The organism is Antarcticibacterium flavum, from assembly GCF_006159205.1.
GTDB lineage: Bacteria > Bacteroidota > Bacteroidia > Flavobacteriales > Flavobacteriaceae > Gillisia > Gillisia flava.
This window is the reverse complement of record NZ_CP040812.1, coordinates 2,158,907-2,172,218: the sequence shown is the minus strand read 5'-3', so window position 1 is coordinate 2,172,218 and position 13,312 is coordinate 2,158,907. Positions and strand designations below refer to the sequence as shown.

At 40.7% G+C, this 13,312-nt stretch carries 14 protein-coding genes; 3 read left to right on the top strand and 11 right to left on the bottom strand.

Translation table 11 applies throughout. From position 1 onward, the window contains the following. Nucleotides 1-2: 2 nt before the first annotated feature. From FHG64_RS09145 to FHG64_RS09095, 11 genes are all read right to left on the bottom strand, one after another. Nucleotides 3-1,892, bottom strand: a complete 1,890-nt coding sequence (locus tag FHG64_RS09145; protein WP_139066111.1) for a S9 family peptidase — start codon at nt 1,890-1,892, stop codon at nt 3-5. Nucleotides 1,893-2,058: 166 nt separating this feature from the next. Beyond that, nucleotides 2,059-2,412, bottom strand: coding sequence for a bleomycin resistance protein (locus FHG64_RS09140; protein WP_139066110.1), 354 nt, complete (start codon nt 2,410-2,412; stop codon nt 2,059-2,061). 91 nt (nt 2,413-2,503) lie between these two features. Then, nucleotides 2,504-3,127, bottom strand: coding sequence for a DUF1648 domain-containing protein (locus tag FHG64_RS09135; RefSeq protein WP_246054361.1), 624 nt, complete (start codon nt 3,125-3,127; stop codon nt 2,504-2,506). A 16-nt stretch (nt 3,128-3,143) separates the two neighbouring features. Beyond that, nucleotides 3,144-3,533, bottom strand: coding sequence for a hypothetical protein (locus tag FHG64_RS09130; RefSeq protein WP_139066109.1), 390 nt, complete (start codon nt 3,531-3,533; stop codon nt 3,144-3,146). A 17-nt stretch (nt 3,534-3,550) separates the two neighbouring features. Further along, the gene (locus FHG64_RS09125; RefSeq protein WP_139066108.1) at nt 3,551-4,171 is read right to left on the bottom strand and encodes a GNAT family N-acetyltransferase; all 621 of its coding nucleotides are present in this window, start codon (nt 4,169-4,171) and stop codon (nt 3,551-3,553) included. Between the two features lie 141 nt (nt 4,172-4,312). Beyond that, nucleotides 4,313-4,672: a hypothetical protein gene (locus tag FHG64_RS09120; RefSeq protein WP_139066107.1), complete on the bottom strand. Its 360-nt coding sequence runs from the start codon at nt 4,670-4,672 to the stop codon at nt 4,313-4,315. A gap of 55 nt (nt 4,673-4,727) precedes the next feature. Further along, on the bottom strand, nt 4,728-5,204 hold the full coding sequence (locus tag FHG64_RS09115) for a cupin domain-containing protein (RefSeq protein ID WP_139066106.1): 477 nt from the start codon (nt 5,202-5,204) through the stop codon (nt 4,728-4,730). A 707-nt stretch (nt 5,205-5,911) separates the two neighbouring features. Then, on the bottom strand, nt 5,912-6,901 hold the full coding sequence (locus FHG64_RS09110; RefSeq protein WP_139066105.1) for an acyl-ACP desaturase: 990 nt from the start codon (nt 6,899-6,901) through the stop codon (nt 5,912-5,914). A gap of 156 nt (nt 6,902-7,057) precedes the next feature. Next, nucleotides 7,058-7,792, bottom strand: a complete 735-nt coding sequence (locus FHG64_RS09105; RefSeq protein ID WP_139066104.1) for a metallophosphoesterase family protein — start codon at nt 7,790-7,792, stop codon at nt 7,058-7,060. After that, a complete protein-coding gene (locus FHG64_RS09100; RefSeq protein WP_139066103.1) occupies nt 7,793-8,929 on the bottom strand; it encodes an ATP-binding protein in 1,137 nt (378 codons plus the stop codon). 493 nt (nt 8,930-9,422) lie between these two features. Continuing rightward, on the bottom strand, nt 9,423-10,184 hold the full coding sequence (locus tag FHG64_RS09095) for an SDR family NAD(P)-dependent oxidoreductase (RefSeq protein WP_139066102.1): 762 nt from the start codon (nt 10,182-10,184) through the stop codon (nt 9,423-9,425). A gap of 183 nt (nt 10,185-10,367) precedes the next feature. On the opposite strand from FHG64_RS09095, the gene FHG64_RS09090 reads away from it, so the two are divergent. The 3 genes from FHG64_RS09090 (at nt 10,368) to FHG64_RS09080 (ending at nt 13,310) form a co-directional block, all read left to right on the top strand. Then, the gene (locus FHG64_RS09090) at nt 10,368-11,207 is read left to right on the top strand and encodes a DUF4382 domain-containing protein (protein WP_246054359.1); all 840 of its coding nucleotides are present in this window, start codon (nt 10,368-10,370) and stop codon (nt 11,205-11,207) included. A 150-nt stretch (nt 11,208-11,357) separates the two neighbouring features. Continuing rightward, a complete protein-coding gene (locus FHG64_RS09085) occupies nt 11,358-12,362 on the top strand; it encodes an AAA family ATPase (RefSeq protein WP_139066101.1) in 1,005 nt (334 codons plus the stop codon). Nucleotides 12,363-12,443: 81 nt separating this feature from the next. Beyond that, complete coding sequence (locus FHG64_RS09080; RefSeq protein ID WP_139066100.1) at nt 12,444-13,310, top strand: DUF58 domain-containing protein; 867 nt, start codon at nt 12,444-12,446, stop codon at nt 13,308-13,310. Nucleotides 13,311-13,312 lie beyond the last annotated feature (2 nt).

The window sequence follows — 13,312 nt, the reverse complement described above, 5'->3', positions numbered from 1 at the left end:
GCTTACAGGGTTTCCTCCAGCCACCTGAAAAATTCACGCTGCCACACCATCGCATTCTGTGGTTTTAATATCCAGTGGTTTTCTTCCGGGAAAAGTATAAACCTGCTTTTGATACCCTTTTGCTGCAACACCTGGAATGCTTCCTGGCTTTGACCCACCGGCACACGAAAATCTTTTTCGCCCTGGATAATGAGCATTGGGGTGTCCCACTTTGATACATTGGTGATAGGGTTAAAGGACGCATAGGAATGTTGAGCTTCCTTATTTTCAGTATCCCAGTAAGGACCGCCTATATCCCAGTTCACAAAGAATAATTCTTCAGTAGTGCCATACATACTTTGCAAATTGAAAAGCCCTGCGTGGGAAATAAATGTCTTAAACCTGTTTTCATGTATTCCTGCAAGATAAAAAGCAGAGTATCCCCCAAAACTGGCACCTACCGCTCCTATTCGGGAATTATCAACATAAGGTTCTTCACTTAGAGCATCTATAGCGCTAAGATAATCGTCCATGGCCTGTCCTCCCCAGTCCTTGCTTATATCTTCATTCCAGGCAACCCCATGCCCGGGCATCCCGCGACGGTTAGGTGCTACCACAATATAACCCTGTGCAGCCATTACCTGGAAGTTCCATCTAAAGGAATAGAACTGACTCAAAGCGCCTTGTGGGCCGCCCTGTAAATAAAGCAGGGTAGGATATTTTTTTGAAGCATCAAAGTCTGGCGGGAAGATCACCCAAACCAGCATTTCCTTTCCATCTGTAGTAGGCACCCATCTTTTTTCAACTTTGCTCTTTGAAATGTTATCATAAATGGAGGCATTTACATTGGTGAGCTGCTCCCACTTTTTGGTTTTAAGGTCAAGGGAATAAATTTCAGCTGCATGGTTAAAATCGGTGCGGGTAAGGATCACCTTGTTTCCGGAAAAACCAACAATGCCGGTGATATCAAAATCCCCTTTTGCCACTTCTTTAACTTCAGGTGTGGCTTTCCTGTTTCCGGGGAAATTCACTTCCATTAACTGCACTGTTCCGCCAACAGGGGCTACAAAATATATTTTAGAACCATCAGGACTCCATTTGAATGAATTTACTGTTCCATCCCAATTGGCGGTTAGGTTCTTATCCTCTCCATTATGTCTTACGATGATGTCAAATCCATCGCGACCCATTTGCAGCCAGGCCAGGTCTCCTTTTGAAGAAAAGGCGGGGTATTTATCGTAACCGGGATAATCATCGGTTAAGTTTCTGGTTTGTCTGGAATTTAGGTCATACTCGTAGATATCTGTATTTGTACTGTTGGCATATTCTGTTCCCGTAAGTTTTTTACTTACGTACAGGATCTTTTTACCATCAGGAGACCAGATGTAGTCTTCATCACCGCCAAAAGGTTTTTGAGGGGAGTGATGAGGTTCATCTTTCATAATATCAATCCCTTCAGCACCCTCTTTGTTTTCCCTGTAAAATACGTGATTGAATTTCCCTTCGTTGTAAGTATCCCAATGCCTGTAATCCAGGGCGTCATAAATATAAACTTCAGAGTCTTCCATTTCAGGATAATAATCTTCACCCAGTGCTTTATTCACCTTCACCTCCTCGTGATATAGAATATATTCCCCATCTGGCGACACATTTTTGTCCTTAATCAACTCTTTGTGGTTTTCAACCTCCTTTTGTTCCCCGCCTTGAAGGCCAACGGTATAATTTTTACTGCTGAAGTCATTTTCAGCTATGGAGGGAGTGGTGACCCTATAAACGACAGATTTTCCATCCTTTGAAATCCCTAATGCTGAAACCCTCCCGAGCTCCCATAATTTTTCCGGAGTCATAACTTCCTGAGCCATAATGCTTGCAGAACTCAGAATAAATGCAGTAATAAAAAATATGTATTTCATAAGATCCTGTTTTTATAATGCCTTAAATTACTAAAAATAAGGCTTCACTTTTTAACAATTGATATTTTTGCTGGCGAAATGAAAAGCTGAAGTTGAAGAATTTTTCATCGCTAAAAATAGTGATATCAATTCAAGTCATGTTTGTAAGCTTATTTTGCATTTATCACTACTGTAAAGTCTGTCCAAAAGTTAGTAAATTTTTGTCCGGATCAAGTAAGGCAAACTCCTTTTGTCCCCAGGGTTTCATTGAGAGGTGGCCATTAGGATGAATTTTAACCTTTTTATCCAAAAGCTCCCTGAAAAGAATATCAATATCATTGGTTCTAATATACACCTGGGAATAATTCTCTTCAGGCTTAAGTTCCTTGAACTCAAAAAAATGAATTTCAATATTATCCTTGCCTAACATTAAGTAATCCCCGTAATCTCCAAGTTCTTTAAAACCTAAATTGTTAAGATAATATGCCCTGGTCAAAAGTTTATCTCGCATTGGTAGTTTTGGATTTATTGCTGTAAACATATTTTTAGTTTTAAGGTCAGTACATAAATACAAAATGATTAAATGATTGTTTTTGTGCCATATCCTCCCTTTTGCTTTGGAAGACGCATTATTAAGATTTTTTCTTTTTTAATTTCTGCTCTATGGACTTTAGTATATAATAGATCATTGGTATAAGGATAAGCCCTATTGTTAATGGCAAAAACCAAATTCCAAGTCCTTCAACATTGCCGTGTGCGTTTTGGATCGTTTTAAAAACAATAAGTCCAAAAATTATTATGATAGCTAATTTTAAAAATCTAATCATACGGGTGGCATTGTTATATTGATGCAGTGCATTTTCTTTTGTTAATTCGGTAGGATAATTGAATATATGAGGAAAACGATTCAAATAAGTAAGCCCCATAAACAGTACAGTTGAAACAATCGGCAAAATTAAAATTTGGGTTTTATTTCCAAATCTGTCGGCCTCTCCGGCTCCATTATAATGTACTGGTATAATTTCTGGTAATGTGGAATAATTGGAAAATGTCAGGATCCAAATCAAGGCCATGCCAATCCAACTTATAAATTCAATTGATTTATCAAATGTCGTTAATTGTAATTTTATCTTGGGAAGGTCACTCATGTCGAGAGTTGAAATTGGTCTTAATTCCGCTTGTAAAAGAGCATGCTTGCTATTTCCTACAAGGCAGATCCAGGGTTTATATTCAATTTCGTGAATTACTATGCACACAAGTACTAATTTAATTCTATAAAGCATTATAAATTATCCACCCGCCAAATAAAAATGCAAAGGGTGCTAGGAGTTGGAAATAGAAGGGTTTAAGAAAATGCGCGCTCATTAAGGAAAATTTATGATGTATCTTTCTTGGGACAGCATACAGAATGAGAGAAGTTATGAGCATTATCCATCCCAAAATTTTAAATGCTTCCGGTATTTTAGAAGAGTCGGCATATAATATTAAAGAGACAGCAGGTATCAATCTAACAGTTATTTCGGCATAATTAATAAAATTGGTGCTACCTGCCTGTCTTAAGGTTAACCTCGCTTTTGATGGAGCTATGAGCATTACAAAGCCTATAAAGATTATAAATATTCCGAAACATATAACCACCCATTTTGCAATTTCTAAAATCATATTGTATGGCTGAGATATTAAAAAAGAGGGTCAGGCGTTGGGTTTAATTTGTTTTTCAGTTCGTATTTTACATATTCGTGCCACTCATTTTTTAAAATGCTTAATAAAACGGCATCAGTTCGTCCAATCCCATTTAGTGCAGGAAAAATTGCTCGTGAAAATCCTTCTTTTTTACACCCTACACTTTCCATTGCCGCAATGCTTATTTTATTCTCTATATAAGCTGCAAGTCCAATTCTTTCAGCCCCCATTTTTTCGAAAGCGAATTCAAATAATAGGTACTTGCAATGCTTGTTTAACCCCGTGCCTCTGAATTCTTTTCCGTACCAGGTATACCCCAGTCGTATTGCTTTTAAACCCGGCAGGATTTCGAGGTATCTGGTACTTCCTGCATACCGGTTCTTTATTTTGTCAAATACGACAAATGGATAATCCCTTTCCTCTTTTCGACGGTCAATAGTCGATTGGATATATTTTGTCAAATTATCAATACCGTTTCCTTTCTCGAAAGAGTATTTCCAGATGTCGGTTTCATTTGCTATTCCTATTAGATCGTCAACATGTTCAATTTTGAGAGGACTCAATTTTACAAAGTCATCTTCTAAAATGTACTCTTCTTTAAAATCGAAATTGAGCATTAGGTCCTTGTTTAATTGGCTATATTTTCTCCTGTATCACAACTTACTTTACTGGAGGCTAAAATTGTATGTCTTTCATCTAAGCGCAGCCCACTTGAGATGTTCATACTTTAGAGTATATGGGCAGGAGACATCCTTTTGCTATAATTGGTAAGTTAGTTTTATTTTTCCTTCTGTAGCTTTATAAGGATAGAGAGTTATATATTTATTTGACTCGCCATAATAATCCAGCCTTATTTCATTTTCAAAGTCACCTATGAAATAGTAGTTTAAATTTGATTCCTTAGATTCGTGAGAGCTTATATTCAAACGAATTGTATCATTTGAATACCCTTTTATTTTCGTGTAGAAAACAAAATATGCCTTTTCAGGAAGTGGAATAAGACTATCTACAAATGGTTCCTTGAAATTTTCTATGGTTGCCTTTTTTCTGTCCTGGGTATTTCCACAGGAATTAAACAAAATTAACAGAGTTAGCAATTTTAGGTACTTCTTATTCATTAATAGTTGGTTTATTGGTTTTTTCTGTTCATTTAATTAAACCTCAATATCACCATTAATTGCTTTTCAGTTTTTTAGCTACCTTATCATAATATTCCTGTGTTAGTACCTCTGTCCAAACTGTTGGCTTTTCACCACTATAGAAAGCCAGATAGGTGACATCCTTATCCTTTGTTGAAGAGTGCCAGTGCTCGGTCTCTTTCTCACATTTGATGATGTCCCCTTCTTTGAGTATTACAGGTTCTTTTCCTCTCTCCTGGTAATAGGCTTCGCCATCCACAATTATTAAAACCTGTACTGAACTATGCTTATGCCAGTCCAGTGTAGAGTTTGCCAAAAAAGTGGCTTTTGTAATATTATAACCCAACTCTGGATCATCATGAATGATGGCATTTAACCAGGCCTCTCCTATGTAATGGGTGTTTGGAGCTTTAGTACCCTCAGTAAGATAGGATGACACATCATAATCTTGACTTTGGGAAAATAAAAATAGAGGGGCTAAGAGAACCAGGGTAAAAACCAGAGATTTCATTTTTATAATTTTAATATTTCACACAATTCTTTGGTATTGAATGCTTTCCTATAAGTTCAAATATAACAAATAGTGCAGATTAGAGGGTTTAATTCTTCGCCCTATCTTCCGGACTATTGGCGTAAAGAAAGTTTTCAGAGGAAGCAGAGTCAAACACCGAAATTTATTTTCATCTCCTGGCATAATTTGATAAATAAATATCTGTTCAACCTCCAGATTTGAAGAATGTAGAATTGAGAAATTAGCAGTAAATGATTTTTTTTATGGCTTTTATGTTGTTGAATATATTTAAGTCTGTCGCTATAAAAGGTAGCCACGAAGACACGAATATCTTTGTTTTAGTTCCTAGCCGAATGATATTGAAATCTCAATTCCTGAACCAGGAATCCAGATTCTGGTTTATGGACAAAAGGGTTCAGCACTAACATTCGGCTATATCTTAACCTTGCCAGAGGTACTTGGCCGGCTCAAAAAAGTATTCTCAGGATAACATAAGTGTGGAAAAGGCACCAAACTCGTTGTTTAACTCCGCCCTACCGTGCTTGAAATAATTAATCTCAAAAAAAACAAAAATTAAACTGGTTTTCTCTATTTCAACCTACAACCTACAACCTACAACCTACAACCTACAACCAAAAAAACCCACTTATCACTAAGCAGGCTTTTTTAATCTTATTTTATATTACTTAATTCTTAACACGTAAGAACTAGATCCTCCCATTGGCCTCCACCCATTTAAATTGGTGCTGGTCCTGGGGGATGGAGATCCTGTTGGCTATCCTGCTCATCCTGTCCGGAAGGGCCATAAGGTAATCCCTGGCTTTTTCTGCCTCGTCTGTAAGCGAGGTGTACTTATCTATTTCCCAGTAATCATTAAGTTTTTTAAGAATGTCTATATAGTCGAAAGTGGTGTACACCCCCAGGCGTTGCGCGGCATTGGAGAAATTCTCAAAAGCCTCTGCAATTCCCTGGCCGCTCTCGCGTATGAACTGCGCCGGCATCACGATCTTTTTCTTCATCATATCATTAAAAGCCAACATCATTTCACTTGGGTCATGCTCAAAAATGATCTTTACAAATTCCCTGTAAGCAAGATGGTGCCTCATTTCATCACCTGCAATAATGCTGCACATCTTGGCCAGCATCTTATTACCTTTCTTCTTGGCAAGCTGTCCCACTCTTTTATGGGAAATATTGGTTGCCAGCTCCTGGAAACTGGTATATACGAAATTCTTATAAGGATCTCTTCCCGTACCTATATCAAAACCGTCATTGATCAAATATTGGGTAGTCTTTTCAATCTCCCGCATATTCACACGGCCGCTAAGGTAAAGGTACTTGTTAAGAGTGTCTCCGTGACGGTTTTCCTCCCCGGTCCAGTGGCGTATCCATTTGGACCAGCCGTCGCGCCCATGCTGGTCTACCCCCTTCATATCCATTAACCAGGATTCGTAGGTAGGCAGTGCTTCTTCTGTAACCATATCTGCCACCAGAACAACCCAGAAGTCATAGCCAAGTTCCTTGGCTTCTTCCCGAATTTGCTCGAGTTCATCCATATAGTTTTCCTTTTGAAAGTTTGGCAACAAATCTGTAGGTTGCCATATTTCCTCCACAGGAATTAGATATTTTTCTACAAAACTGTCTACATCTTTCTCGACAGTTTGCATTACTTCAAGTCTCATGTTATCTAAGGCCATAGCTTCATTTTTTAGGGGACCATACAATACAAAAAGGTGAATTCTGTAAAGCGCTGGCTTAAAATCTTTTAATAGATCCTTTCACAATAATAGTGCTAGAAATCATTTATGCCTCAAATATAATAAGATATTATGCCCCCGGGGTATAAAAATATCTTAATTTCTACCTTCTTCTTCCGCATAAAGCTTATATACGGGCTCACTTTGCCAAAGCTCCTTGGAGTCTATGTCCATGGCACTCAATTTCCCTTTAAATGCAGCCCCTGTATCGATATTCCAAACATTGGCCGCATTCACCGGTTCTTCCTTTCCTATCCTGGTGGTTGGTGTATGGCCAATGTAGATCTCTTTAAAGAGTTTAAGGCGTTTGGGGTAATAATCATGCTCTTTAGAAAGGGAATTGTCCAGTGACAGGGCAGTTTCCCATAAGGTGCGGTCCCAGTAAAATCCAGTGTCATGATACTCCTGCTGCGGTCCGTGCAAATTTGTAAAGCCTGCATGTACAAAAAGCCGCTCTTCCTTATCGATGTAATAATTAACCATTTGGTCAAAAAATTCTATATGCGCCGCGATCTCCTCCTTTGAAAAATTCCTGTAAGCATCTATGCTGGACTGCCCCCCATGCTGCAGCCATTGATCATTAAGTTCCCCTGTCTTCAGCCACCGGTGGGTAAGGTCGTCGTGATTGCCGCGCAGGAAGATGCAGGTGTTTTGCTTCCCCAGTTCTATGAGGTAGGAAACCACGTTGGCACTATCACTCCAGCCATCTACATAATCACCAAGAAAAATGAGCTTGTCCTTCACGGTTACCTCTACCTTTTTTAATAAATCAACCAGGGCCCTTAACCCTCCATGTATGTCTCCAATAACAATTTTTCTTCCCTGTGACATTTAACTGTATTTTACTTTTCTCAATATTCTCATACTCTCCTTGTATAGCTGGTAGGCTACCTTGTTATGGCTTCGCAGCAATTCCCTGGCATTTTCAAGCTTCTCTATGGCCTTTTCAAAATTGTTTAAATAACAAATTAAATAAGTTGCGGGCAAATTTAGAAGATCTTTCTCTTCATTTTTATTCAAAGCTTTCCCGTTCTTAAGTTTTGCCAGCAGAGCATTATTTGAGTTATAAATGTGATAGAGGATCTTTTTGTCAAACTGCGGCGGCTCAAACAGCAGGCGGGTATTGATATCATAGCCGGCATTTTCAGTAAATCTTATCGTCACCTCTTCCAGTGGGTAATATTGAAATTTATTCTGAAGGCCCAGATTCACATATTCCACGATCTTAAAATGGTCCTCATCCACTTTGATACTTACCTCGTCAAGATCTGAATAAAACAACTTCACCTGCTCATTGATCAATTCGATATCCACCCTGGAATAATAAACCTCCCCATTGGTCTTCTTGATCTTCCCGGCCCAGCAAACCACAAAATATTCTTTAAAAACCCGGTAAGCGGGATTAAAATCCTTGCGTTTTTTCATAAAGTCGAACACCCCGTCCAGGGTAAGCTCTATGTTGTTATGGGAATGCCGCTCGATTGCTTCTACGATTGCTGAATTTGTGTCCTTCACCTCAATATCAAACACCTTTGGCATGCTAATACTCCCTTCTCTGAAGAATACGGCCCCGCCATAATATTTCCAGATGTTCTTGCGCAGGGAACATATTTTCCCGTTGTTGGGCCTTATAGTCACCAGCCCTACCACCAGCTCATCTGGCAGGTGTGGGAACGGGATATTCTCATAGCCCACCAGCGGCGGATTCGTAAGATAGGCGTTGATCAAATTCTGAATTTTGCTGTCATCAAAGAAATCCACCCCCGTGATGCTGTTGTCTTCATCCTCCACCCCAATCACGATATAGGAATTGTTCTGCGGATTCGAATTAGACAGCGCGCACACGTGTTTCAGGAACTTTGCCTTTCCTTCTTTTGTATCAAGATTAAGCCTGCGCTTTTTATCATAAAAGCTGTTCTCGTCATTATGCGCGAGCAGGTTTTTTATAAGCAGGCGTTTGTTGATCATGCCAGTCGTTAGTCTTTAGACTTTAGTCGTTAGAATGGAATAAGTTACGGTGTAGCTATAATACGAAAAAGTCGGGAAAAGAAATTGCGTTTTCTGTTTACCGTTTTCCGTTTCCCGTTTTCTGTTTTCTGTTGGAATTTGGAATTTGATGCTTAATGCTTGGTGCTTGGAATGTGAGATTTTTTAACCACAAGTGGCCACGGAGTTTACAAAAGGAGTTTCACGGAGGAAAAAATATACTAAAAAAAGGGCTCCCCTACTTTCCAGGGAGGGGTGGTCCCGCTTGCGGGAGCGGGGTGGTTGCCTCGTGACCGGAATTATTCTCGTATTAATAAGCCAACAAAGCGGAATATGAAACTCTTGGACTCTGGACTCCATCTTCTTTTTCCCGTCTTGTCTCTTGGTTCTTGTCTCTTGTTTCTCACCCACCCCAATTTGTCCAGATTCTAGATTCTAGACTCCTCCTTAATAATATCATCCCGGCAAACTACAATTAGCCTCGCTCCTCAACTTTATTAACAACGACGCTGCTCGCCTGCGCAGCGGGCATCACGGTGAGATCGGCAATATTAACGTGGGCGGGTACTGTCACCATAAAGGCGATTATACGGGCAATGTCTTCCGGCAATAGGGGCTGGTAGCCTTGGTAAACTTTCCCGGCTCTGTCGTGGTCGCCTTTGAAGCGCACATCACTAAAGCCCGTCTTTGTTAGACCCGGATTTACGGCGCCAACCTTGATCCCGGTCTTGTTGAGGTCCAGGCGCATTCCCTGGTTAAGGGCATCTACGGCATACTTGCTGGCACAGTACACATTTCCGTTTGGATATACTTCCTTGCCGGCAGTGGAACCTACATTTATGATGTGCCCGCTGTCCCTTTCCAGCATCCCCGGGAGTACCGCCTTGGTCACGTACAGCAAACCCTTTACATTAATATCCAGCATGGCATCCCAGTCGTCAATATTGCCACTCTGTATAGGCTCCAGTCCATGCGCGTTCCCCGCATTGTTAACCAGTATATCTATCCTGCTGAAGGTGTTTGGCAGATTGCCTATTTGTTCAAATACTTCAGCCTTGTTCCTAACATCGAATATCAGAATATGTGAACTTACTGCTGAAGGAAACTCCTCCTGCAGGCGTGTGAGGGCATCTTCATTCCTTCCGCAGAGGATGAGATTATAGCCCATTTGAGCAAATTCCAAAGCCGTAGCCCGGCCTATTCCACTGCTGGCACCTGTTATTATTACTGTTTTCATAGTGTTAAAGATTGTTTAAGTGTTTTTCTAAGAAAAAATTTTAAGATCCTGCGGCTCAACTCTTTGTAGGGTTTTACCCACTTTAAGCTTTTGTTAAAATTTGTTAAGGCATAAATTTAAGTGAAATGAAGCCGGCAATACGCCGTTAAACAAGGCAAAACTCAAATCAATTAAATTATGAAAATGAAAATGTTTTCTGGAAAACTAAAACTAAGAAAATTTGCCGGTTTATTATTGGCTGCTGTAGCCTTAACTTCTTTTTACAGCTGTAGTGATGATGATGATAATAACCTGGAAGAGGATACTGCCCGTCTTACGGTAAGGATGACAGATGCTCCCGGGGACTATGACGCAGTTTTTGTGGAAGTGGAGGATGTAATGATAAAATCTGACCTTGAAGCTGAAGGTGAAGGATGGGTAAGTGTTGGTAACGTACAAACCGGTATCTATGATCTTCTTGAACTTACAGGTGGGGTAACCCAGTTGCTTGCTGAAGCTGAAGTGCCTGCAGGTCACCTTGGCCAAATAAGATTGGTCCTTGGTAACAATAACTCTGTAGTAATCAACGGGGAGTCGCAGCCGCTTAGCACCCCGAGTGCACAACAATCTGGGCTTAAATTACAGGTGAACCAGGAGCTTGAAGCAGGAGAACAGTATGAATTCCTGTTGGATTTTGACGTAGACCAGTCTATTGTAACTGCCGGGTCTTCTGGCGGATTCATTCTTAAACCTGTTATTCGTGTTTCTGCAACTGCTGAGACCGGCATGATCATTGGTGAGGTACACCCATCTGCCGTTGGAGGACTGGGAATCCAGACTGTGGTAAAAGCTACAAACGCCAGTCACACAATTTCTGCTTATACAGATGCTAACGGGGCCTTCGTTCTTAATGGAGTGCCTTCTGGAACCTACCAGATTACTGTAACTCCTGAGGCTGCGAGCGGACTTTCAGCTAAGACCATGAGCAATGTAGAAGTGAGCTCCAATGCTACAGTGGACCTGGAGACCATATTTTTGGACTAAGACTCTTTTTTGAACATATTTAAAAGCAGCGGAAACTTTTCCGCTGCTTTTTTGTTTAATGCAGGTTTTTAACAGGGTTATCTCCAATATTTTTCTATTTGCATCGTTGGTATTTTGTGAATATCTTCACATATTTTAAAATACACATCAATGATAGAGAATAACGCTTCAATAGATATCGCAAGCCTTAATGAGAAAATTGAGAGGGAAAGTGCCTTTGTTGACCTGCTTACCAATGAGATGAACAAGGTGATCGTTGGCCAGAAGGGGATGGTTGAACGTTTACTCATAGGCCTTTTAGGCCAGGGACATATCCTTTTGGAAGGTGTGCCCGGTCTTGCAAAAACACTTGCTATTAACACTCTTGCACAAGCCGTGCACGGTAGCTTTAGCCGGATACAATTTACTCCAGACCTTCTTCCTGCAGATGTTGTGGGGACGATGATCTATAATATGAAAGTCAATGACTTCAGCATTAAAAAAGGTCCAATCTTCGCCAATTTCGTGCTGGCAGATGAGATAAACAGGGCTCCTGCCAAAGTACAGTCTGCCTTGCTGGAAGCCATGCAGGAAAAGCAGGTGACCATTGGCGATGAGACTTTTGTACTGGACAGGCCCTTCCTGGTAATGGCTACCCAAAACCCGGTAGAGCAGGAGGGAACCTACCCGCTGCCAGAGGCACAGGTTGACCGTTTTATGCTTAAAACCGTGATCCAATACCCTGCGATGGCAGAGGAGCAGCTTATTGTACGTGCCAATCTTAGAGGCGGCTTTGAGAAAGTAAACCCCGTGGTTAGCCTGGAGCAGATCGCCAGGGCACAAGCCGCTGTTAGGGAGGTGTATATGGATGAAAAGATCGAGAAATATATCCTGGATATCATCTTCGCCACCCGTACCCCTGAAAAATATAAACTTGAGGAGCTTACGCCGCTTATTAATTTTGGTGCTTCCCCGCGTGGTAGTATCAATCTGGCTACCGCTGCAAAATGTTACGCTTTTATCAAGAGAAGGGGATATGTTATTCCTGAAGATGTGCGCGCAGTGGTATATGATGTCCTTCGGCACAGGATAGGAATTACTTATGAGGCAGAAGCTGAGAATGTTACTTCTGAAGATATCATAAGCAAGATCATCAACGAGGTAGAAGTTCCATAGAAATATCCTCCCGCCATAAAATTTTTCAAAAGAAAATAAACGAAAAAGAGGATCTTCAGTCTTAATTGAAGTACAGCATAAATGGATACCAAGGAGCTACTTAAAAAGGTTAGAAAAATTGAGATCAAAACCCGCAGGCTAAGCAATCATGTCTTTGGCGGGGAGTATCATTCTACCTTTAAGGGCCGCGGGATGACCTTTAGCGAGGTGCGCGGTTACCAGTTTGGCGATGACGTGAGGAGCATTGACTGGAATGTGACCGCCCGGTATAATGAACCGTTTGTTAAGGTATTTGAAGAGGAACGCGAACTTACCATGATGCTGGTGGTGGATGTTTCGGGATCTGAATTGTTCGGGTCCAAAGAACAGTTCAAAAAAGAGGTGATCACAGAGATTGCGGCGATCCTGGCATTTTCTGCAACTCAGAATAATGATAAAATAGGCTTGCTGCTGTTTTCAGATAAACCGGAGCTTTTTATTCCGCCAAAAAAGGGAAGGTCCCACGTGCTACGTATAATTAGGGAATTGCTGGAATTTGAACCAACAGGTAAGGAAACCAATCTTGCAGAAGCTTTAAAATACGTGAGCAATCTCATAAAGAAAAAGGCCATCATCTTTATCCTGTCAGATTTTTTGACAGATGATTACAGCCATACCTTAAAGATACTTAGCGGGAAACACGATGTTACCGGCATACGCGTCTATGACGAGCGGGAGCAGAGTATCCCCAATGTTGGTTTGGTACAAATGTTGGACAGGGAATCTGGCGAACTCATTATGGTAAATACCGGTTCCAAAAGTGTTAGAAATGCCTATGGAGCCTACTTTCAAGACCGTGAGAATTATTTTAGGGATAGTTTTTCCAAAAGTGGGGCGGGAATGCTTAGCACTATGGTGGGTGAAAGCTATGTGAAAAAATTACTTGGTTATTTTAAGACCAGAGGATAAGA

Excerpts from the sequence above, each read along its gene's own strand:
- FHG64_RS09090 (WP_246054359.1), top strand. The coding sequence starts at position 10,368 with ATGAAAATGTTTTCTGGAAAACTAAAACTAAGAAAATTTGCCGGTTTA.
- FHG64_RS09085 (WP_139066101.1), top strand. The coding sequence starts at position 11,358 with ATGATAGAGAATAACGCTTCAATAGATATCGCAAGCCTTAATGAGAAA.
- FHG64_RS09125 (WP_139066108.1), bottom strand. The coding sequence starts at position 4,171 with ATGCTCAATTTCGATTTTAAAGAAGAGTACATTTTAGAAGATGACTTT.
- FHG64_RS09140 (WP_139066110.1), bottom strand. The coding sequence starts at position 2,412 with ATGTTTACAGCAATAAATCCAAAACTACCAATGCGAGATAAACTTTTG.
- FHG64_RS09110 (WP_139066105.1), bottom strand. The coding sequence starts at position 6,901 with ATGGCCTTAGATAACATGAGACTTGAAGTAATGCAAACTGTCGAGAAA.
- FHG64_RS09080 (WP_139066100.1), top strand. The coding sequence starts at position 12,444 with ATGGATACCAAGGAGCTACTTAAAAAGGTTAGAAAAATTGAGATCAAA.
- FHG64_RS09145 (WP_139066111.1), bottom strand. The coding sequence starts at position 1,892 with ATGAAATACATATTTTTTATTACTGCATTTATTCTGAGTTCTGCAAGC.
- FHG64_RS09100 (WP_139066103.1), bottom strand. The coding sequence starts at position 8,929 with ATGATCAACAAACGCCTGCTTATAAAAAACCTGCTCGCGCATAATGAC.
- FHG64_RS09115 (WP_139066106.1), bottom strand. The coding sequence starts at position 5,204 with ATGAAATCTCTGGTTTTTACCCTGGTTCTCTTAGCCCCTCTATTTTTA.
- FHG64_RS09120 (WP_139066107.1), bottom strand. The coding sequence starts at position 4,672 with ATGAATAAGAAGTACCTAAAATTGCTAACTCTGTTAATTTTGTTTAAT.
- FHG64_RS09105 (WP_139066104.1), bottom strand. The coding sequence starts at position 7,792 with ATGTCACAGGGAAGAAAAATTGTTATTGGAGACATACATGGAGGGTTA.
- FHG64_RS09095 (WP_139066102.1), bottom strand. The coding sequence starts at position 10,184 with ATGAAAACAGTAATAATAACAGGTGCCAGCAGTGGAATAGGCCGGGCT.
- FHG64_RS09130 (WP_139066109.1), bottom strand. The coding sequence starts at position 3,533 with ATGATTTTAGAAATTGCAAAATGGGTGGTTATATGTTTCGGAATATTT.